This is a genomic window from Paraburkholderia humisilvae (genome assembly GCF_902859855.1).
Lineage (GTDB): Bacteria > Pseudomonadota > Gammaproteobacteria > Burkholderiales > Burkholderiaceae > Paraburkholderia > Paraburkholderia humisilvae.
The window spans coordinates 25,336-46,962 of record NZ_CADIKH010000031.1; the positions used below are offsets into that span (position 1 = coordinate 25,336).

Sequence of the window (21,627 nt, forward strand, 5' to 3'; positions counted from 1 at the left end):
GCAAATCGGAGGAGCGAGGTCGTCTCGCTCAACGCTTCGCCGGAACCTCAACGCGCTTGCCACGCGCAATCTCATCGCCGGCATTCGGTGCGAGCCGGCGCGTGATGCCAATCGACGCGAACGAGCACAAACCCACCGTCACAAACGCGGGCCAGAAATCGGACCATTCGATATGCGCGTGACCGTGCCACGCGCGCGTCAGTTGCACGACGATACCGGCGATCGTGACGCCCAGCCCCAACGACATCTGCTGGACCACGCTGCCGAGACTCGTTGCACGGCCGACGTCGCGGCTTTCGATTTCGGCGTAGGTCATCGAATTGAGGCTCGTGAATTGCAGCGCAGGGAAGAAGCCACCGAGCAGCACGATGACCCAGATCAGCCAGACCGGCGTGCCGGGGAAGAACGCGCCGCACGCGGCGATCGCGATGCCGGAAAACGCCGCGTTGTACATCAGCACCGTGCGGAAACCCCAGCGATGCAGCGTGCGCGACGCGAGCGTACGCATAAAGAGCCCGCCCACCGCGGACGCGCAGGTGATCAGCCCCGATTCGAACGCGCTCATCCCGAGCCCCTCTTGCAGCACGAGCGGCAACAGGAACGGGACCGCGCCGAGGCCGATGCGGAATAGCGATCCGCCCATTACGCTGGCCTGAAAAGTCGGCACCCGAAAAAAGCGCAGGTCGAGCAACGGCCGCTTCGCGTACCGCGCATAGAACACATAGAGAACTAGCGCGACCGCGCCGGCCAGCGTCATCGTCCACGCGGTCGAATCGGTCACGAGCTCACTGCCGACCAGCGCGAGCCCGAGCATAAAGGCCGACGCACCACCCGCCGACAGCACGAAGCCAACCCAGTCGAGCGGTCCCGGATGCGGCTCGCGTGTGTTCGCGATGTATTTGTTCGTCAGATAAACGCCGGCGATACCGACCGGGATATTGATCAGGAAGATCAGCCGCCAGTGCAGGTAGGTCGTGATAAAGCCGCCCAGCAGCGGGCCGGCGGCCGGGCCGAGCAGCGACGTGAGGCTTAGATAGTTCATCGCGCGGATAAAGTCCGAGCGCTCGACGCTGCGAAAAATGATGATGCGGCCGACCGGCACCATCATCGCGCCGCCGATGCCCTGCACGAAACGCGCGACGGTGAACACTCCGAGCGACGTCGACGCCGCGCACGCTATCGAACCCGCAACGAAAATGCCGATCGCGGTGCGAAATACCGTACGTGCACCGAAGCGATCGGCGAGCCAGCCGCAAACCGGAATGAAGACGCCCAACCCGAGCACGTAACTCGTCACCGCGATCTTCAGCGTGACCGGATCGCGGCCGAAGGTGCGCGCCATCTGGGGCAGCGCGGTGACGATCACGTTCGCGTCGACTGTCTCCATGAACATCGCGAACGCGACGATGATCGGAGCAATAAGACCTTTCTGGTCAGACGACGACATGAGCGGCGAACGCGATGAGGCGAAGGAGAAGCCGCGATTATTGCATAGCCGGGCTCTTTTTAAGCATGTACTGCGCGATTTTGTGTGCCGCCAGAAAAACTGGCGGCACCCGTCCCGCCGGATTCACGTCGTTCTGATGCGTTCCGCTTCAAGCGCTGGGCGGCACCTTGGCGAACAGCAGGTTCAACCCTTCGCCGATCGTCGGGTGGCTCAGAATCGCATCGCGCACCGCCGTGTACGGCAGCTTGCCGAGCATCGCCATCTGCACCGCGGACACCACTTCGCCCGCTTGCGTGCCGAGCATCGTGAAGCCGAGGATCTGATCGGAGTCCGCGGCGACCAGCGCCTTCATGAAGCCCGTTGTTTCCTGGTTTGTGCGTGCGCGCGGCACCGCGGCCATCGGCAGCGTCGCGACGCGTACCTTGATGCCCTGCGCGGCGGCCTCGGTCTCATTCAGGCCGATGCGCGCCAGTTCGGGTTCGATGAAAAGCGCATAAGGAATCACCCGTTGCGCCGTGGTGTAGGTGCCGCCAGCCAGGCTCGACTTCAGCACGCGATAGTCGTCGAACGACGCATGCGTGAACATCGGCGTGCCGGCCACCTCGCCGATCGCCCACGTATTCGGCGCGGACGTCGCGAGCCGCGCGTCGGTGACGATAAACCCGCGCGCGTCCCGTTTCACGCCGGCCTCTTCAAGGCCGATGCCATGCGTATTCGGCGTACGGCCGGCCGCGACCAGCAGGTGCGTGCCGTCGAGCGCGCTGCCGTCGGTCAGCGTGATATGCACGTTTTGCCCTGAGCGGCCTTGCACCTTGACCGCTCGCGTATTGACGCGTACGTCGATGCCGTCCTGCTGGAGGGCTGCGGTGAGGGCCGCGGCGACGTCCGGGTCTTCGCGCATCGCGACGCGCGGCGCTTCCTGCAGCACAGTCACGCGGCTGCCCAGCCGGCGAAATGCCTGTGCCATCTCGAGGCCGATATAGCCGCCGCCGAACACGATCAGATGGTCGGGCAGCGTGTCGAGTTCGAGCGCTTCGACGTGGGTGAGCGGCGCGGCGGCACGCAGTCCGTCGATATCCGGAACGGTCGCGGTCGTGCCGGTGTTGATGAACGCGTGCTCGCCTTCGACGATGCGGCGCGCGCCGTTCGCAAGCGTGACTTCAAGGGTCCGCGGCGCAATGAAGCGGCCGTTGCCGATCAGCAGGTCCATGCCCGACGTCTGGAACGCGGTCATATTGATGTCGACCATTCCGTCGACCACGGCACGCACGCGCTGATAGACGCGCTTCATGTCGAGACCGCCCGTTTGCGGCGCGGCGCCGAGTTTTTCCGCTTCGCGCGCCGCGTGCATCAGCCGGGCGGTCTGGATCAGCGATTTGGTCGGAATACAGGCCACGTTGATGCACGACCCGCCGATCATTCCTCGTTCCACCAGCGCGACCCGCTTGCCGGCTTTCGCCAGTTCGATCGCGAGCGTCTTGCCGCCTTTGCCGCCGCCGAGAAACACATAGTCAAACCGTTCGACCGTTGCCATCGCTTTACCCTCCGTGATGTTTTCATCGCAGGACGCGAGGTCGCGCCCGAACGCTACGAATCGTAGGTCACGCGCCACGCGGGCGATATGATCGATCGGCTCAACGCCATGCTCGGACGGTTCAAATGGGGGCCGTTTGCGGATCAATCGCCGTTGCGGCCGCAACGATTGTGCGTACCCGTGACGGCACAGGCGAAGACCGAGGCGACGATCCTGGGGACGGAGGCGACCGGGCGATGTGGCGTTCGCTCGGCCGTCTGGCGGCTAGCGGTCGGCGTTGACCGGCCCGAGATCGTGGGCCGTGCCGGGACGGCGGGGGAAGTCGACGGCCGGATTGCGGTCGATGTCGTCGATCGCGTCATCGGCGGTGGCGATTTCGTGGTGACCGCCGTCATCGAGCATGCCTTTCGCGAGTTCAATTGCCTGACGCGTAAAGAGCCGGCGGTACAGACCGTTTTCGCGTTCGATCAGCTGGTCGTGCGAGCCTTCCTCGACGACGCGGCCCTTCTCGAGCACCAGCAGCCGGTCGAGCGAGCGCACGGTCGACAGCCGGTGCGCGACGACCAGTGTCGTGCGGCCCGCCATCAGCCGCTCCATCGATTGCTGGATGAGCACTTCGCTTTCGCTGTCGAGACTCGACGTCGCTTCGTCGAAAATCAGCAGCGGCGCATCGGCAAGAAACGCGCGAGCGATCGCGATACGTTGCCGCTCGCCGCCCGACAGCTTGATGCCGCGCTCGCCAACCAGCGTGTCGTAACCGTGCGGCAATGCGGCGATGAATTCGTGCGCGCTGGCAAGCCGCGCGGCCCGTTCGATCTCCGCGTGGCTTGCGCCAGGCCGTGCGTACGCGATGTTTTCCGCAAGCGAGCGGTGAAAGAGCACCGGCTCCTGCTGGACGATCGCAATCTGCCGGCGCAGCGACGCTTGCTGCACCTGCGCAATATCCTGACCGTCGATCGTGATGCGGCCCGAATCGAGATCGTAGAGGCGCTGGATCAGCTTGACGAACGTGGTCTTGCCGGAGCCCGAGTGGCCGACCAGTCCGATCCGCTCGCCCGGCGCGATGCGCAGCGACAGGTCCTGATAAAGCGGCGTGTGCAACGCGCCGTAGCGGAACGTGATGTGCTCGAAGCGGATCTCGCCACGCCGGATGTCGATCTCGCGGGCGCCCGGCCGGTCCTCGATGCCAAGCGACTCATCCTCGAGCGCGACCAGTTCTTCCATGTCGTTGACCGAGCGCTGCAGATTGCGCACATGCAGGCCAATGTCGCGCAGATAGCCTTGCAGCATGAAGAACGTCGTCAGCGAGAAGGTGATGTCGCCGACGCTCGCCTTGTCGTGCGTCCATAACCATAGCGCGGTGCCGACGATGGCCGCCTGCATCAGCACGAGCATCGTGCTTTGCACGCCGCCGTTGGTCGTGCCGCGCGCCCAGGTGCGGCGCGTGCGCTTGCGCCACTTCGCGATCACGCGCGCAAGCCGCGCTTCTTCGCGATGCTCAGCGCCAAATGCCTTGACCACCGCATTGCAACTGACCGCATCGGCGAGCGCACCGCCGACACGCGTGTCCCACATATTGGCGAGGCGGGCGGTCGGCGCGACGTAGCGCAGCGATAGCGTGCCCGTTACCGCGATATAGAGCAGCGAACCGGCGCCGACGATCACGCCCATCACCGGCCAGCGAGAACTGAGCACCGCAGTGGTGCCGATCAGCATCACGCACGAGGGCAGCAGCGTGATCAGCAGCGTGTCGTTTAGCAGATCGAGCGCCCACATGCCGCGCGTAATCTTGCGCACCGTCGAGCCGGCGAAGCTGTTCGCGTGCCAGTCGGTCGAGAAGCGCTGCACGCGGTGAAAGCCGCTCGCGGCGATTTCGCTCATCATGCGCAGCGTCATCGAAATGATGTTGCGGTACACCGCCTGACGCAGCAGCATGCCGGTGAGACCAAGCGCGATTAGCGCGCCGAACGCCGACGAGGCGGCGGCCCACGCGTGCGCCTTCGCGGCGGCGTCGGTCGCGCCGGCAGACAGCGCATCGACGAGCCGCCCCGCGAAGAGCGGCGTCATCACATCGGCGAGCGCGCCGCACAGGGCGAGCGCCGCGATCACCGACACGCGCACCGGCTGCTTGAACCAATGGGCGAAAACGAAGGCGAGTACGCTGCGAAACGCCTGCGTGCCGCGATTGGATTGCTTGTCAGCCATATGCCACAGCGCGCGTTCGAAGGGCCGCGCGGCTACCTCGTGAAAAACCGGTGGTGGGTGCACATCGCGCGGCGGCCGCTGGGTGGCTCGCCGCATGACGCACTGCGCCTGAATGGTCGGGTTGTCGGGTGTATCCGGGTTGGTCCGGGTCGATCCGTTCCGCGTTCCGTCCGCGTCCAGGATTCGCGCCGCGGAGCGAGTGCCGGCAAGCGGTCTCGCGAAGACTGACCCATTCGATGAAACGCGCATTGTACCGCTCGCGCGACGCCGTTGCGCGCCGCATCAACCTGTCTCGATCGGTAGACCGAAGCGCGGCGTAGCCGCAGTATTGCGCGTCGTTGCCGCTTCGAACAGGGCTGCGGCCTTCATGCGGTATGAAGTGATTCTGCACGATGTGCACCGGCGCCGCACCCGCCATGCGACGCACGTCGCGCATCGTTCGACCCGTGCGCGCGGTGTGCAATGGGTGGGCCGGTGCGTCCGGGCTGCATAGCCGGGGGCGAGCTGCCGCAGACGAATCGCTGCTCTTCGCCTGAATTTGCATTCAGCGATTCGGCAAAGGATACTGGGCGTCTCACACGGTTAACCGCCTGCGATGCGTTTTCCATCCTTGAAAGAGATCGAGATGAGCCACGAAAGTCACGACCCGCATCACGACGACCATCACGGGCATGAACCCGGCCGCGGCCACGAACACGGCCACGAACACGGCCACGAAGGCAGCGCGTTGTCCGAGATGGACCTGCGCGTGCGCGCGCTGGAATCGCTGCTCGTCGAGAAAGGCTATGTCGACCCGCAGGCACTCGATGTGCTGATCGACACCTACGAGCACCAGGTCGGGCCGCGCAACGGCGCACGCGTCGTCGCGCGTGCGTGGCACGATCCCGCGTACCGTGCGTGGTTGCTCGAGGATGCGACGGCCGCGATTGCATCGCTCGGCTATTCAGGCCGTGGCGGCGAACATATGGTCGTGCTGGCGAATACGCCGCACGTGCACAACATGGTGGTCTGCACGCTGTGTTCGTGCTATCCGTGGCCGGTGCTCGGCTTGCCGCCCAGCTGGTACAAGTCGGCGCCGTACCGCTCGCGCGCGGTGATCGATCCGCGTGGCGTACTCAAGGAATTTGGCTTCGAGTTGCCCGATCACGTCGAGTTTCGTGTCTGGGACTCGACCTCCGAAATGCGCTATCTGGTGCTGCCGATGCGTCCGGAAGGCACCGGCGACTGGAGCGAAGACGCGCTCGCCGAGCTTGTCACGCGCGATTCGATGATCGGCACCGGCTTGCCGCGCTCACCGGATACCGCGCAAGGAGCCCGGCCATGAACGGCGCACAGGACATGGGCGGCATGCAGACATTCGGCCCGGTGCGGCCCGCAGCGGACGAACGCGCGTTCCACGCGGGCTGGGAGCCGCGCGTGCTTGCGCTGACGCTGGCTATGGGCGCGACCGGTACATGGAACATCGACAAGTCGCGCGCCGCGCGCGAAAGCCTGCCGCCCGCGCAATACTGGACGAGCACGTACTACCAGATCTGGTACGAAGGCCTATGCAAGCTGCTGATCGAACATGGTCTCGCGACGGCGGACGAAATCCAGGCCGGTCATTCAATGCAACCGGCGGCTCCTGTCGCGCGCGTGTTTCAGGCGGCCGACGTACCGGCAGCCTTACTGAAGGGCTTTCCGTACGATAGGGCGATGGGCTATCCGGCGCGTTTCCTCGTCGGCGAAGCGGTGCGGACCCGTCTGCTGAACCCATCGACGCACACGCGTTTGCCGCGCTATTGCCGCGGCAAACGCGGCGAAATTGTCGCGCTGCGCGGCGCGCATGTGTTTCCCGATACGAACGCGGTCGGGCAGGGTGAACAGCCGCGCTGGCTATACACGGTGCGCTTCGCGGCCACGGAACTGTGGGGCGACGATACGACCGCCGCGTCGGTCTGTGTCGATTGCTGGGAGCCGTATCTCGAACCTGCGGATGCACCCTGAACCAGGCGATCGAACCATGACAACACTCACGTCAAACGTATCGGACGAATCACCAGAATGGCTCGCTCACTTGCCGACATTGCCTCGCGATGGCAACGCGCCGGTATTCAGTGCGCCATGGGAGGCGGCGGCGTTTGCGATGACGCTCGCGCTCCATCGGCGCGGTGTGTTTACGTGGGCCGAGTGGGCCGCGACGCTGCATGACGCGATCCGTGACGCACAGGCAGCGGGCGACCCGGATCGTGGCGACACGTACTATCGTCACTGGCTGACCGCGCTCGAGCGGATCGCCGCGGCGAAAGGCTGCGTAACGATCGAAAGCTTGCTGGAACGGCGCGACGCGTGGGATCGGGCCGCGCGCCGTACGCCGCACGGACAGCCGATCGGGCTTTGAAGCGCGACGCGTGCGCTTGCGTCGGCGCATCGTAAGGGGATACGCGCAAACACCGTTACTGATTGGAAACAGGTGTTCCCGAATGGACCTGCTGCGCCGCGGGTGTCACGCCGCCGCCTTGCCCGGCCGGCGCCGCGACTTGCGTGACGGCCCGCATCACACCGCCTTGATAGGTCGCGACCACATTGCCGTTCGTGTCTTTTTCGACGGCATCCCACGGCGCGTTGTGCCTGAAGGTGCCGGTCAGCGTGCCACCGTCCGCATGATGAATGATCGCGTCGCCGTCGAGCTTGCCCTGCACGAAATCGCCGTACACCCAGTCTCCGGTCGGCCAGCGTTTCACGCCTTTGCCGTCGAACATGCCTGCCCGCAGACCGCCTTGATAGACGAATCCGTCGCCGAGTATCACTTGCCCCGGGATGTCCGGCGGATTCGGGTCGGCTGGGTTGATCGCCGCGGCCGAACTCGCGGACGGCGCGGCGGCCTGGGTATCCGCAGCGGAATCGCTGGCGGCAGGCTGAACGCTCAGCGAATTGGCATTGACTTGAGTGCCGCTTGCCGCGGGATTGCTGTCGTCGGCCGATGCCGTAACCGGCACGGTCAGAAACATCGATGCGGCCGCAATCGTCAAGGCGGCGAGCGGTGTCGGGAGTGGCCAGTTTGCGGACAGCACGGTGGTCTCCTTTGAAGTCGTCCTGCTCGAGGTAGAAGCCGTGTCAGCCAAGAAAACTAGTCCGTCCACCTTTCAAAGACAATAGGCTGTTGCACTCATGTGTGCGATTGAGCACATGCGCTCTTCACGTCACAAGAAGAACAGATCAAGGTGCGCCGGTTCGTCATTTGATATGCAGTGAAGCCGCGCAAGCGAACGCGCCGCATGAGCGCGCGCCGATCGGACGAGTCAGGTCAGCACGGCCCACAACAGCAGTGTCAGCACAAGGCCCACCACCGATACGATGGTCTGCAGAATCGACCAGACGAAAACGGTCTGCTTCAACTGGAGTCCGAAGTACTCGCGCACCATCCAGAAGCCCGCATCGTTGACGTGACAGAAGAACACCGACCCTGCGCCGATGGCGAGTGCAAGCAGCGAATTGTGCGTGGCCGGCAAACCGGCGACCACCGGTGCGACGATGCCGGCGGTCGTGGTGGTCGCAACGGTCGCGGAGCCGGTCGCCTGACGCAGCGCGACGGCGATCAGCCACGCAAGGACGATCAGCGGCAGATGCGCGCCGACCGCGATCTTGCCGATCGTCGCGCTGATGCCGGCGACGACGAGCATCTGCTTCAGGCCGCCGCCCGCGCCGATTGTCAGCAGCAGCGCGGCGATCGGCGGCAGGCTCTTGCGCAGAATGCCGCCGACCCGCTCGCGCGGCATGCCACGCGCCCAGCCGAGCGCGACTATCGCAAACAACACAGTCAGGCCGAGGGCGACCAGCGGCTCGCCGAGGAAGTCGAGCGTGTCGTAGGCCAGCGTCTTCGGCTCGAGCAGCAGCTTGGCGACCGTGCGGCCCAGCATCAGCACGACCGGCAGCAAAATCGTAATGAGCGAGACCGCAAATCCGGGCAGTTCGCTTTGTGGCGTCTCGGAGCGGAACAGCTTGCCCATCTCTTCGGGTTCCGCAATCTGCATGCGTTTTGAAAGCATGCCGCCATAGATCGGCCCGGCGAGAATCACCGCGGGAATCGCGACGATCAGACCGAGCCCGAGCGTGATGCCGAGGTCGGCGTGCAACGCGCTGACGGCGATCAATGGACCCGGGTGCGGCGGCAGCAGTGCGTGCAGCGTCGTCATGCCGGCCAGCGCGGGAATTGCGATGCGCAGGATGGGCTGCTGCGAGCGACGCGCCATCACGAAGATGATCGGCACCATCATCACGAGGCCCACTTCGAAGAACAGCGGCAAGCCGATGATGATCGCGACAAGCGCCATCATCCACGGCAAGCGGCGCGGCGTCGCATGGTCGAGGATCGTCGTGACGAGGCGATCGGCTGCGCCGGAGTCGGCCATTAGCGCCCCGAGCATCGCCCCGAGCGCGATGATGATGCCGACGTCGCCGAGCAGCGCGCCGGCGCCCTTGCTGAACGCGCTGGCCACGGCTTCAAGCGGCAGACCCGCGGTAAAGCCCGCAGCGAACGTGCCAACCAGAATGGACAGGAACGGCGCGATTTTCAGCGCACTGATCAGAACGATGATGAGTGCGAGACCGAGCGCACAGGAAAGAATCAGGCGCGTGTCGTGAGCAGACCAGGGGGTCAAGGTGGCTGTAAGGTGCACTGCGTCTCCGGGGTCGTAAGAGGGCGGCCGGAGCAGTGTCGATGTGGTACACGAGACGCCGCCCGTCGCTCACCGGCGATTGTAGCGGCTGCTGAACAGCAGAGGCGAGTGAAATGACCGCTGGTTATCGCGGCACGGTTTGCTTAAGCCGAGTCGCGCGATCGAAGCGTGATCGTAGCGCAAGCCGATGCGCTCCGATCACGTGAGCTCAGGCGGGGCGGATCAACCCGCGATTCGATGCGCGGACAACGTTTCGATTGCCTGACAGAGTGCTGAGTGATCGAGATCGCCGAGACCGAGCGCGACGCACGCGTTTATCAGCTGCTGCATCGCGCCGGTGTTCGGCAGCGACACGCCGAGCGCTTTCGCGCCTTCGTTCGCGAGGCCGATGTCCTTCTGATGCAGGTTGATGCGAAAGCCTGGATTGAAGGTCCGCTTGACCATCCGTTCGCCGTGCACTTCGAGCACGCGTGATGACGCGAAGCCGCCCATCAGGGCTTCGCGCACCTTCGCCGGGTCCGCGCCGGCCTTCGATGCGAACAGCAGCGCTTCGGCGACCGCCTGAATATTCAGCGCGACGATGATCTGATTGGCGACCTTCGCGGTCTGGCCGTCGCCGTTGTTGCCGACCAGCGTGATGTTCTTGCCCATCAGTTCGAACATCGGCCTGATCGTGTCGAACACCGGCTGCGGGCCGCCGATCATGATGGTCAGCGTCGCGGCCTTCGCGCCGACTTCGCCGCCCGAGACCGGCGCGTCGAGATAGTGGCTGCCGAGATCGTTGATGCGCTTTGCGAACCCTTTGGTGGCGATCGGCGAGATCGAGCTCATGTCCACGACGGTTTTGCCTTTGCCAAGCGTGGACGCGACACCGTTCTCGCCGAACAGCACGGCCTCGACGTGCGGCGTGTCCGGCACCATCAGGAACACGATGTCCGCTTCGCGCGCCACGTCGGCGGGGGTTGCGCAGGCCTTGCCACCTTGCTTGACGAGTTCGTCGGGCACGCCGGAACGGCTGTGCAGAAAGAGCGTGTGACCGCCTTTGATCAGATTGGCCGCCATTGGCGTGCCCATGATGCCCAGTCCGATAAAGCCAGCTTTTGCCATGGTGTCCTCTTGAGTAGGGTAGTGGGTGAGGGGATCAGGTTCGTTGGGTGGGGCAGATTACCCGATGGTACCAGGAGTTGCGAAGTCGGACCGGGCGAGCGCGATACGGACCGTGTTTTTCATCAGACAGTGACCGGTCAGAACGCGCCCGCTTCGCGGCCCGAAGGCATCATCGTCAGGATGATCTTGCCGACATTCGCCGACGACTCCATGCGTCGGTGCGCGTCGGTCGCCCGTGCGAGCGGAAAAGTGCTGTCCACGACAGGCTCAAGGCACGCCCCCGCTGCGAAGCGGTCAAGCCAGCGCTCGCGAAAGCGCTGGACCATCGCATGCTTGTCGGCTTGCGGGCGCGATTTCATCACCGTGCCGATAATCTGCAGATGGCGATACAGGATTTGCGCCAGCTCGACGCCAACTTTGCCGCCGCCGCCCAGCATGCCGACCTGCACGAGCCGCCCTCCATTCGCCAGCGAGGCGATGTTTCGCGCGAGATAAGGCGCGCCCACGAAGTCGATCACAACGTCCACGCCGCGCTTGCCGGTCTTGCTCGCGACGATCTCCACGAAGTCCTGCGTGCGATAGTCGATCACATAGTCCGCGCCCAGTTGCACGACGCGCTCGAGCTTCGATGCGTCGGCGGTCGCGAACACGGTTGCGCCCGTTGCGTAGGCAAGCTGCACCGCCGCCGAACCCACGCCGCCCGCTGCCGCGTGGATAAGCACCGAGTCGCCGAGCTCGACCCGCCCGAGATGCAGCAGCGCTTCGTGCGCGGTCACGAACACCTCGGGAATGGCGGCCGCATGGACGTAGTCGAGCGAGGCCGGAACCGGCATCGCCATGCGCCAGTCGATGCGCGCGATCTCCGCATAAGCGCCACCGCCCACCACGCCCATCACACGGTCACCGACTTCGTAGCCCTGCGCGGCGTGGCCGACTTCGAGAACCTCACCCGCGATTTCCAGTCCCATGAGGGTCGAGTCACCGAAGTCCGGGCGGCCATAGCTGCCGCGACGGTGCAATAGATCGGCGCGGTTCACGCCGGCCGCGTGCACCCGGACGAGCAGATCGTCTGGCCTTATCTCGGGCGCGGGGACGTCGACGAGCCGGAGGACATCGGCTTCGCCGAATTCTTCGAACGTAATCGCTTTCATGGCTCGTTCTCCAGTGTCGTGGATCGCGCGTTTGCTTGACCCGTGCGTTGCGCCTGCGGGCCGCGCGTAAACTGCGCGGGCGCCGAGGCCGGAGCCGGACTGTCCGCCAGCAGCTCTGCGCAAAACGCCAGATGCGTGATCACGGCGGCGAGCTGACCGCGCGTCACGCCGTGGTTCAGCGCGCGGTGCAGGTGCGCCGGCAACGCGTCGAGATGGCCGGCCGCGAACAGCGCCGCGACGGTCACGAGGCTGCGGTCCCGGCGCGAGAGTGCGCGACCTTTGCGCGCCTCTGGACATCGCGTGTTATCGGCGCAGGCCGAGATTCTCCGCATGAAGGCGTGCGCCGCTTCGCGCGGACTGCTGCAATTCGCATCGGACACCATGTCGCCCCCTCAAGCCTGGCTGACAAACTTGTGCGTGAGGTAGTGCCCGATGCCTTCGACGCCGCCTTCCGACCCGTGGCCACTCTCCTTCACCCCGCCGAACGGCAGCTCCGTCGCAACGATGCGGTACTGGTTAATGCCGATCATGCCGGCTTCGAGGCCATCGGCCACGTCGATTGCCGTGCGCGCTAGGTTCGTGAACGCGTAGGCCGACAAGCCGTAGGGCAGACGGTTGGCTTCGGCGAGGCCATTGGCGAGCGTGTCGAAGCGCAGCAACACGGCGATCGGACCGAACGGTTCTTCGTGCATCACGCGTGCGTCCATTGGCACATCGGCGAGCACGGTCGGCTCGTAGAAGTAACCCTCCGCGTCGATACGCTTACCGCCCGCGAGCACCTTCGCACCGCGCGCCACCGCATCGGCGACGAGCTCTTCCATTTTGGCCAGCTGACGCGCATTGGCGAGCGGGCCGACCTGCGTCTGCGGATCCATGCCGTCACCCACTTTGAGCGCCTTCGCCGCGCGCACGAAGTGCCCGACGAAGGCGTCGTAGACGTTGCGCTGGATCAGGAAGCGCGTCGAGGAAATGCAAATCTGGCCGGTCCCGCGAAAGCGGTTCGCCGCGCCTTCCACGGCGGCCTTTTCGAGGTCGGCGTCGTCGAACACGAGCACCGGACCGTGCCCACCGAGTTCGAGCGTGATCGGCTTGACCCCTTGCGCGGCGCGTGCCGACAGCAGGCGGCCGACCCGCACCGAGCCGGTGAACGTGACCTTGCGGATCACCGGCGACGCGATCAACTGCTTCGAGACGTGATCCGGTACGCCGAATACGACCTGCAATACGCCCTTTGGCAGTCCCGCATCGTCGAGTGCGCGAGCAAGCGCCAACGCCGTCGCGGGACTTTCCTCGCCCGGCTTGATGATCACGCTGCAGCCCGCCGCGAGCGCCGCGGAAAGCTTGCGCGCCGGCGTGATCGCCGGGAAATTCCACGGCGTGAACGCGGCAACGGGCCCGATGGCCTGCTTCCTGACGAACTGCTGCACGCCCGGACGGTTCGATGGCACGACACGGCCGTCGATGCGGCGCGCCTCTTGCGCGAACCATTCGAAGTAATCGGCGGCGCGCAACACTTCGTCCCAGCTTTCGGCGAGCGGCTTGCCTTCCTCTAGCGTCATGAGCGTCGCGATATGTTCGGCGCGCTCGCGCATCAGATCGGCAGCGCCTTTCAAAATGCGGGCGCGTTCGATCGGCACCGTGTTGCGCCAGACGTCGAACGCGCGTTGCGTGGCCCGCAGCGCATGGTCCAGATCGACCGCCGTGGCGAGTGGCACGCGGCCCAGTTCCCGTCGCGTAGCGGGATTGACGACCGGTGCGGTCGCGCGTTCGCTCGCCGCGATCCATTCGCCGTCGATGAAGAGGTAAAGGGCGTCGTAGGTGGCGTTCATGGCGGAGACCTCCGGTATGGATGGGTCGTATGCAATCCGAACTGACTCGCCAGCCCAGCTTCGAGCGGCGACCGGCTTGCTGGGGCAACCCGATTGGGTGATGCAGCGTTTGGCTGACTGTGGAACAAAGTCTAGGCCTGAAGCGTTCGATGATTTAGCCGAGCCCGAAAGAATGAATGTTGTGTCTGGAGGGAAAATCGGCATTGCGCGCAGGTGAGTCAGTGCGAACGAACGTGCTTGGGACGTCGCATCGCCTGTCACAGCTTTCACCTTTCAGGCAGGTGAGCCGCCCATCATGCCGGGACTACGCGGAAATCGGGTATTGGCACGCGACGATGGGTGCGCGTTCAACCGATTGAAAGGACAAGCCAGGAATTGCCGTCATGGACAAGCTTTACAACATGTCAGTGTTCGCAAAAGTGGTGGAGATGGGCAGCTTCACGGCCGTCGCCAATCATCTCGACACCACCGTCGGCAACATTTCGCGTGCGGTCTCGGCGCTCGAAGAGGCACTCGACACCCGCTTGCTGCAGCGTTCGACGAGGCGGCTCGCCGTCACGGATGCGGGCCGCCGCTTCTACGAACGCAGTCTCGCGATCCTGGCCGACATCGAGCACGCCGAAGCGGAAGCCCGGGACACGCTGCTTGAACCGCGCGGTCTCCTGCGCGTCCACGCCGTGCCCGGTCTTGGACGTTGCCTCGTCGCGCGAGCGGCGCTCGCGTATCGCGAGTCCTATCCCGATGTTTCGGTCGATCTTCTGCTTTCGCAGCGCTTGCCCAACCTGCTCGAAGAGCAACTCGATCTCGCGGTGGTGATTGCGCGCTCGCTACCTGACTCGGCCTACGTGAGTCAGAAGATCGGCGTCAGTCATTGCATTCTGGCGGCCTCGCCCGGGTATCTGGCGCAACACCCGGCGCCGGAGCACCCCAATGATCTTGCCGATCACCACTGCCTGCTGATTAGCACCGTCGACTACGCGCCGGACGAATGGCACCTGGAAAGTGCGGCTGGAAGAGTCATTCACCGCCCGACAGGCCCGCACCTTGACGTCAACGACATGGACGCAATGTCGGTTTTGCTGCGTGACGGTGCGGGAATCGGGCTGCTCGCGGCGTTTTCGGCGATCGACGATCTCAGGAGGGGGGCGCTCGTGCGCGTGCTGCCGCAATACCACACCCATCAGCGAAATGTGTACGCGGTGCACCCATCGCGGCAATTTGTCGATGCCAAAACCAGGCGGTTTATTGACGCGTTGAAGCTGCATGTCGGTGACCGGTTGAACGCCTATGCCAAGGAGCTGGCGATTCATGTCTAGCGTCAGCGTTCAGCATTCCACGACGAGTGCGGATCACAGCAACAACGCACGATATCGCCGGCGGTTTTCTTAACCACGTGTGGTGCATTCAGGGACTCGGCGTTGGAGAACATAGGAGAACGCGTATTCGACGATCGAGCCTCGCGCGGGCAACAGTGTCGAGCCGTATCGCTATCTGCGCCGCCGGCTCGCTCGGCGGCCCTATGCGTGCACGATGGCCAACTATGCTGTACTCTTGATACTTAATATGCATATGCACATTCAGGTGACGCGCGCTTCGCTGGCGCGGGGCGCGTCCTTATCAACCAGCATCGGGCGCCATTCCCATGCTTGCGCCGCGATCTCATCAGGAAGCTCTCGCCATGCCATTGCCTACCTCACTCGGCTTTGCCGGCGCGTTCGCGCTGCTCAATCTTTGGCTCGCCTACCGTTGCGTGCGAATTCGCGTGAACGGGCCGGGCGGAGTGGGGGACCTCGGCATCCCCGAGTTGCTGGCTCGAATGCGTGCTCATGCCAACTTCGTCGAATACACGCCTTTTGTGTTGATTCTGATGGTGCTGCTTGAATATGCAGGCGGATCGCGGGCATGGCTGCAGGGACTCGGCGCCGCCTATATCGTGGCGCGCGTCGTGCACGCCTTCGGTATGGAGCGGCCGAAATTCACGATGCAGTTCATCGGTGCGTTGGTAACGTGGCTGGTGCTGCTCGCTCTAGCGGTCTGGGCCATCTGCCTGGCCATTCACGCGGAGGGGCGCGGGGGAATCTAGTGGTTTCAGCGACGCGTAGCTGGCGCGTTGCCACCGATCAAGTATTCCTCGGCGTTCGAGTAAGCGATCCTCAATGCTTTCCCGTCTCCTTTCACCTGGGCCGTCAACTTGATGACGTAGCCATCAGGATCGTGCAAATAGATCACATGTTTGACACCAATGTCAATATGAACCGATAAAGTAGATTGGTTTGACACGTATGTCAACGTTAATTGTGATATGCCAGCGCCATCTGACGCATCCAAACGCACGGGCTGCCCGCCTTTCTGGATGGGCTGCAGCGGCATCTGCCCCGAGGCTTCGCGATCGCCCCTCGTCTTGCGCTATTCGAGCGAATGCAGTCGTTGAATCGGATGCCGATCTACGTGCTGATCGCGATAAGTGGTGCAGCACAACCGTCCGAACGATATTCATCAGATTGACTCACACCTGCGAAACAATAATGTGGATTGCTACCCGATTGCCTGGTCCAGGGAAAGCGCATCGTTCTGTGCCATGCGGCACTTGATGATCGCCACGCACGCGAAGGAAAACATCATGAAAAAGATCGTTCTGATCACCGGCGCTTCGAGCGGCTTCGGCCGCCTTTCGGCTGAAGCGCTGGCCAAAGCCGGCCATACCGTCTATGCGTCGATGCGCGATACCGTCGGGCGCAATGCGCCGGTCGTTGCGCAAATGGCGGAATTCTCGAAGCGCAACAACATGGATCTGCGCACCGTCGAGCTGGACGTCCAGTTGCAGGAATCCGCCGATGCCGCTGCACGCCAGGTGATCGCAGAAGCCGGACGCATTGACGTGCTGGTGCACAACGCAGGCCACATGGCGTTCGGCCCGGCCGAATCCTTTACCGCCGAGCAGTACGCGCATCTCTACGACGTGAACGTGCTCAGCGCGCAGCGTGTAAACCGCGCGCTAGTGCCGTATATGCGTCGCCAGGGCGAGGGCCTGTTGCTGTGGGTGTCGAGCAGCAGTTCCGCCGGCGGCACGCCGCCGTACCTGGCGCCGTATTTCGCGGCCAAGGCGGCGATGGATGCGCTCGCGGTGCAGTACGCGCGGGAGCTGTCGCGCTGGGGCATCGAGACGTCGATCGTCGTGCCAGGCGCGTTCACCAGCGGCACGAACCATTTCGCGAACGCGGGCACGCCAGCCGACACCGCGCGCGCGGCCGACTACGAGGCCGGCCCGTATGCGGGTTTCGGTGAACAGGTGCAGAAGGCGTTCGCTGCGATCGTGCCGCCGAGTGCAGACGTCGGTCTCGTCGCCGAAGCGATCGTCAGGATCGTCGACACACCGTTTGGCGCGCGTCCTTTCCGCGTGCACATCGACCCGACCGAAGACGGCGCCGACGTCGGCTTCGCGGTGCTCGACCGGGTGCGTGCCGAGATGCTGCACCGCGTCGGCCTGTCGGATCTGCTCAAGCCGCGCGTGATCAAGAAGTAACGCGGATAAGGGCGGAGCCGGTGGTGATACCGCGTTCGAGACCGTGCGCGATGAAATCGACGAGCAAGACCATCGGCGGAACCGATCACGAGCAGACCAGACGCGGACAGCAACGCGGCAACGCTGATCGGGCGCATTCAGTCGCAACCGTGCTGTCCGTTCGCATCGCATGGTTGCCTGATGCATCTGGCGCTATGCGATGTTGTCTCCATACCCCGGAATATCCACACGTGCGGTATAGATCGCCGCGACGCGCTTGCCACTCATCAGGTCTTCGGGTGGGCCGTCAAAAGTGCAGCAGAAGAGCGTTCGCCCATCACTGCCACCAAGCTGGCAAGCGACCGCGCGCTTGTTATCGAGAGAAATCCGGTCTGTCACTTCACCTCCATCCAGCACGCGAAGAATTTCGCCTGTGTTGAAGCACGGAACCCAGATGCCGCCTTCCCGATCAACACAGATTCCGTCGGGTTGCCTGTTCCCCAGATCGGCGTATACCCGGCGGCCCGACAGATTTCCGTTTTCATCACGATTGAAGCTAGTTAGCCGATTGGACCACGACTCCGCGACGACCAGCGTCCGACCTCCGTCTTTCAGAACCATGCCGTTGGGAAAATCCAGTCCTCCCGCGGCCACGCGCGCGGTGCCATCCGGCTCGACCACGAAAAGATCCGCGGGCTCCTTGGCAGCACCGCCAAACAGGTCATAGCCAAAGTTGCCGACATAAATCCGACCGTGCTCGTCCGCGACGAGATCGTTGAGATCTGCAGGCGCGAGCGACGATAGATCCGCGTACAGCACCCGTTCGCCGTTGACGATCCGCATTAACTTGCGATCCACCATGGATACGACAATCGGCGTACCGTCGGGAAGAAAGCCGATGCCGGATGGGCGATCCGGAACCTCGCAAACGACTTCGCGCTGACCGTCCGGTGCGATGCGGTAGAGTTTCCGGTCGGTAATATCTGAAACCCATAGATGGCGGCGATACCAGCGAGGCCCTTCAAGAAAGGCGAAGTCGTCTACAAGTAACTGTGGTCGATGTGTTTTCACGCGAAGATTCCTTCATGGCCGGGCGGCCGCAATCGCAAAGTCCTACCTGACGCCATTACCCCAACGGCAATTCGTCTGCGGTTCAAAGCAGTTCACACACGTCGGTCTCAAGGCCCGCATCTCAACGAGCGTCCGTGCGATCGCTCGTATCCCGATCTGCGTTGGCCAAATACTTCACTTCGTTGCCTGCAGGCTGCGATGTACCTCGAGGGCACTCCGCTCAACCCAGTTGTGCTGCAGGAGTCCATCCTCGCGGACATGCAGTACCGCCGTTCCGGTCATATCGATCGGGGATTGGCACGGCTCTGAGCCCATGAATCCGTTGTTTCTGCCTGTCACACGCCAGCGACTCACTACCCGATCACCGGTTTCATTCTGAAACGTCTCAATCACCTGAAACTTGAAGTCGTCGATGCTCGCGAGGAATGCGGCGATCCACTTCTTGAAATCACCGCGGGAGCGGATTTCCACTCCACCCGATGTAATGACAAAGTCCTCGGCGACCAGCCTGTCCACCGCGTCAGGGTTGCGCGATTTCCATACCTCGTGCCAGAAGTTCTCGACGATTGAGACAGAATCTCTCTTCTCCATGTTCATGCTCCATATGTCCGATCAGATAAATAATGCGGTGTCCTGACGTTTTGTTTCGTACGTTGAACTCTATGAATTCATTGTCGATGCTTGCCAGCAAGAAGACAAGCGACTAATATTTATTCAACCTAGCTGTTTTACTTATGGATAAACCCATGGCGACCCTCGACCTCGACTTGCTGCGTGCCTTTATCACCGTTGCTGAAGTGGGCAGCTTTACGGCAGCCGCGGATGTCGTCGGCCGCTCGCAATCGGCCGTCAGCCAGAAAGTCCTGCGGCTGGAGGAATTCCTCGGCCTCCGGCTAATGGAGCGGACAAGCCGCTCCCTGAGCATCACACCGGATGGCGAGCGGGTGCTTGTGGCGGGCCGGCGTCTGCTGGAGCAGTACGACACCTTCATGCGGGATCTGCGCAAGCCGCCGCAACTCGCGAGCTTGCGCCTGGGCGTCTCTGAAAATCTGGTCCAGACGCAGTTGCCTCTGCTGCTCTCGCGGGTCCGCGAGCGGTATCCGCATCTGCAGCTCGAGTTGACCACCGGGTCGAGCCAGGATCTGATCGTGAATCACGAAGCCGGACTGCTGGACGTGGTATTGGCGAAGAGGAAACGGGAGGGGTCGCCTCATCGTGGCAGGGTCATCTGGAGAGAACCGCTCGTCTGGTTGGCGGGAAGCGAATTTCGCAATGATCCGGGCCGTCCCGCGCGGCTGGTTATGATGCGCCCGCCCTGCGGGTATCGCGAGGTCATGACAGAAACACTGGACGCGGCCCATCGGGAATGGACGACGGTCTGTACCGCCAGCAATCTGGTCGGCGTTCAGGCCGCGGTGGCGGGCGGTTTGGGTGTGACCGTGCTGGGTAAGTCTTTCCTGCAAAACGGTATGAAGATACTGCCGACATCGGCGCAATGGCCTGCGCTACCCACGTCGGAAGTTGCCGTCATCGGCGAAGATTCTGTGGCACAAGACATCATGCGGCCACTGATCTCCCTGTTTGTGGAGATCTTGACGGAGAGTTCCATGGCCACGCTGGACGCAACTCCGGGCGGCAGATAGTTCCGGCGGTAGGGTGCGGAAACGGTAAGCAGCGCGTATGACGATAAAAAGCAGGCGAGCAACGGTGCGTCACGTACAAACATCAACGCGCTTTACCACGGCGTTCAGTCGCCACGCTTCTGGCAGCGATTCATATTTCGCGCTTCTACTTCGTGATCCTCATCTCCATAATTGACGACAGACGTTCGCGCACATCGCAGTTAGCGTCATTCAGGAGAAGATCATGGGCTTCACGATCACAGAGAAGATCATGGCGCGCGCGTCAGGTAGGGCGGCAGTCAAGGCGGGCGACGAAGTCATGGTCAAACCGGACTATGTGCTGGCTTACGATTTTCCTGGGTACACGAACGTGTACTTCCGGCAGATGAAGCAGGAGCTCGGAATCGCGAGGGTGGAAGAGCCGGACCGGTTCGGTATTTTTATCGATCACATGGTGCCCGCGGCCACTACGGAGGAAGAGGCGTTTCATATCGAAACCCGGCAATGGACCGCGCAAAACTCAGTGCCATTGTTCGAGCGGAAGGGCATTGGTCACCAGGTCGCCGCTGAGGTCGGATATGCCGTTCCGGGCGCGCTGGTTGTTCATTTCGACCCGCACGTGAGCCAGTTGGGAACATTCGGCACGCTGGCCTTTGGCATTCATCGAAATATGCTCGAGGCATTCTCCCGCGATCACATCTCGTTGCGCGTGCCGCATTCAGTGCGCGTCGACCTGAAGGGCAGTCTGCGGCCCGGCGTCATGGCCCGAGACGTCTTTCACCACATCGTGCGTCAGCTTGGCTCCGGTGGCTGCCGGTTTAAGGTACTGGAACTTGCAGGGCCCGGATTACACTCGATTTCCATCGAAGGCCTTCAAACGATCACCGGACTGGCCATGTTCACCGGTGCGCTCTCTGCGATCGTCAACCCGAATGCGGAGCGACTCGCTTACGCCTTGCCGCTCGCTAAAAAGCAGATCGAGCCACTATCCAGCGACGAAGACGCGAGCTATGCAGCAATCCATGAGATTGACTTGAGCACGATCGAGCCCATCGTGGTGGTGCCGCCGAGTCCTGCGAATACCCGGTCCTTGCAGGAATTTATCGGCTTGCCGGTACAAGCGGGTTACCTTGGATCGTGTGCTTCCGGTCGACTCGAAGATCTCCGGGCGGCAGCTGACGTGCTACGCGGCCGGCATGTCGCCGAAGGTTTTGGCCTGAATATCGTCCCGACCAGCCAGAAGATCATGCTCGAGGCGTCACGTGAAGGCCTCCTCACTGCACTGGTCGAAGCCGGTGCATTCCTGTCATCTCCCAGCTGTGACTATTGTTATGGCCGCCTTGGCACGATCGCGGCGGGTCAGCGCGCGGTCTCGACGGGCACGCTAAACGTCCCGGGCCGCATGGGCAGCCCCGACGCGGAAATCTATCTTTGCAACGCCGCCGCGGTTGCCGCATCAGCCATTGAAGGGTGCATCGCCGATCCGCGCAAGTACCTCTGA

The 21,627-nt window shown here is 63.3% G+C and carries 20 protein-coding genes; 8 read left to right on the forward strand and 12 right to left on the reverse strand.

Translation table 11 applies throughout. From position 1 onward, the window contains the following. Window positions 1-28: 28 nt before the first annotated feature. The 3 genes from HV796_RS26850 to HV796_RS26860 form a co-directional block, all read right to left on the reverse strand. Complete coding sequence (locus HV796_RS26850) at window positions 29-1,447, reverse strand: MFS transporter (protein ID WP_246356056.1); 1,419 nt, start codon at window positions 1,445-1,447, stop codon at window positions 29-31. Window positions 1,448-1,595: 148 nt separating this feature from the next. Further along, the gene (locus HV796_RS26855; RefSeq protein WP_175229527.1) at window positions 1,596-2,981 is read right to left on the reverse strand and encodes an FAD-dependent oxidoreductase; all 1,386 of its coding nucleotides are present in this window, start codon (window positions 2,979-2,981) and stop codon (window positions 1,596-1,598) included. 264 nt (window positions 2,982-3,245) lie between these two features. Continuing rightward, entirely contained in the window at window positions 3,246-5,186 is a 1,941-nt protein-coding gene (locus HV796_RS26860) for an ABC transporter ATP-binding protein (protein WP_175229528.1), read from the reverse strand. Window positions 5,187-5,811: 625 nt separating this feature from the next. On the opposite strand from HV796_RS26860, the gene nthA reads away from it, so the two are divergent. Genes nthA through HV796_RS26875 form a run of 3 tightly spaced genes read left to right on the forward strand, consistent with a single transcriptional unit; the run spans window position 5,812 to window position 7,566 of the window. Continuing rightward, entirely contained in the window at window positions 5,812-6,510 is a 699-nt protein-coding gene (nthA, locus tag HV796_RS26865) for a nitrile hydratase subunit alpha (RefSeq protein WP_175229529.1), read from the forward strand. Next, entirely contained in the window at window positions 6,507-7,172 is a 666-nt protein-coding gene (gene nthB, locus HV796_RS26870) for a nitrile hydratase subunit beta (RefSeq protein ID WP_175229530.1), read from the forward strand. The genes nthA and nthB overlap by 4 nt, the downstream gene beginning before the upstream one ends. Before the next feature lie 16 nt (window positions 7,173-7,188). Further along, window positions 7,189-7,566, forward strand: a complete 378-nt coding sequence (locus HV796_RS26875; protein ID WP_175229531.1) for a nitrile hydratase accessory protein — start codon at window positions 7,189-7,191, stop codon at window positions 7,564-7,566. 55 nt (window positions 7,567-7,621) lie between these two features. Here the strand turns inward: HV796_RS26875 and HV796_RS26880 are convergent, their stop codons facing one another. The 6 genes from HV796_RS26880 to HV796_RS26905 all read right to left on the reverse strand — a co-directional run bounded on the left by HV796_RS26880 (window position 7,622) and on the right by HV796_RS26905 (window position 13,931). Then, window positions 7,622-8,239, reverse strand: a complete 618-nt coding sequence (locus tag HV796_RS26880) for an MORN repeat-containing protein (protein WP_175229532.1) — start codon at window positions 8,237-8,239, stop codon at window positions 7,622-7,624. Window positions 8,240-8,467: 228 nt separating this feature from the next. After that, window positions 8,468-9,844, reverse strand: coding sequence for a GntT/GntP/DsdX family permease (locus HV796_RS26885; protein ID WP_175229533.1), 1,377 nt, complete (start codon window positions 9,842-9,844; stop codon window positions 8,468-8,470). Window positions 9,845-10,066: 222 nt separating this feature from the next. Continuing rightward, window positions 10,067-10,951 carry a 2-hydroxy-3-oxopropionate reductase gene (locus HV796_RS26890; protein WP_175229534.1) on the reverse strand — a complete coding sequence of 295 codons (885 nt, stop codon included), beginning with the start codon at window positions 10,949-10,951 and terminating at the stop codon, window positions 10,067-10,069. 137 nt (window positions 10,952-11,088) lie between these two features. Then, complete coding sequence (locus tag HV796_RS26895) at window positions 11,089-12,102, reverse strand: NAD(P)H-quinone oxidoreductase (protein WP_175229535.1); 1,014 nt, start codon at window positions 12,100-12,102, stop codon at window positions 11,089-11,091. Next, entirely contained in the window at window positions 12,099-12,485 is a 387-nt protein-coding gene (locus HV796_RS44275) for a carboxymuconolactone decarboxylase family protein (RefSeq protein WP_343052987.1), read from the reverse strand. The genes HV796_RS26895 and HV796_RS44275 overlap by 4 nt, the downstream gene beginning before the upstream one ends. Window positions 12,486-12,494: 9 nt before the next feature. Then, a complete protein-coding gene (locus HV796_RS26905) occupies window positions 12,495-13,931 on the reverse strand; it encodes an NAD-dependent succinate-semialdehyde dehydrogenase (protein WP_175229536.1) in 1,437 nt (478 codons plus the stop codon). A gap of 383 nt (window positions 13,932-14,314) precedes the next feature. On the opposite strand from HV796_RS26905, the gene HV796_RS26910 reads away from it, so the two are divergent. Beyond that, complete coding sequence (locus tag HV796_RS26910) at window positions 14,315-15,247, forward strand: LysR family transcriptional regulator (protein ID WP_175229537.1); 933 nt, start codon at window positions 14,315-14,317, stop codon at window positions 15,245-15,247. A 326-nt stretch (window positions 15,248-15,573) separates the two neighbouring features. Further along, window positions 15,574-16,014, forward strand: a complete 441-nt coding sequence (locus tag HV796_RS26915) for an MAPEG family protein (protein ID WP_217478005.1) — start codon at window positions 15,574-15,576, stop codon at window positions 16,012-16,014. A 5-nt stretch (window positions 16,015-16,019) separates the two neighbouring features. Here the strand turns inward: HV796_RS26915 and HV796_RS26920 are convergent, their stop codons facing one another. Further along, entirely contained in the window at window positions 16,020-16,301 is a 282-nt protein-coding gene (locus HV796_RS26920; protein ID WP_175229538.1) for a hypothetical protein, read from the reverse strand. Window positions 16,302-16,551: 250 nt separating this feature from the next. On the opposite strand from HV796_RS26920, the gene HV796_RS26925 reads away from it, so the two are divergent. After that, window positions 16,552-17,454, forward strand: a complete 903-nt coding sequence (locus HV796_RS26925; RefSeq protein ID WP_175229539.1) for an SDR family NAD(P)-dependent oxidoreductase — start codon at window positions 16,552-16,554, stop codon at window positions 17,452-17,454. A gap of 192 nt (window positions 17,455-17,646) precedes the next feature. On the opposite strand, the gene HV796_RS26930 is transcribed toward HV796_RS26925, so the two are convergent. Further along, the gene (locus tag HV796_RS26930; RefSeq protein ID WP_175229540.1) at window positions 17,647-18,504 is read right to left on the reverse strand and encodes an SMP-30/gluconolactonase/LRE family protein; all 858 of its coding nucleotides are present in this window, start codon (window positions 18,502-18,504) and stop codon (window positions 17,647-17,649) included. 174 nt (window positions 18,505-18,678) lie between these two features. Next, entirely contained in the window at window positions 18,679-19,095 is a 417-nt protein-coding gene (locus HV796_RS26935) for an ester cyclase (protein ID WP_175229541.1), read from the reverse strand. Window positions 19,096-19,250: 155 nt separating this feature from the next. On the opposite strand from HV796_RS26935, the gene HV796_RS26940 reads away from it, so the two are divergent. Then, the gene (locus HV796_RS26940) at window positions 19,251-20,147 is read left to right on the forward strand and encodes a LysR substrate-binding domain-containing protein (RefSeq protein WP_175229542.1); all 897 of its coding nucleotides are present in this window, start codon (window positions 19,251-19,253) and stop codon (window positions 20,145-20,147) included. 223 nt (window positions 20,148-20,370) lie between these two features. Continuing rightward, window positions 20,371-21,627, forward strand: coding sequence for a 3-isopropylmalate dehydratase large subunit (locus tag HV796_RS26945; RefSeq protein WP_175229543.1), 1,257 nt, complete (start codon window positions 20,371-20,373; stop codon window positions 21,625-21,627).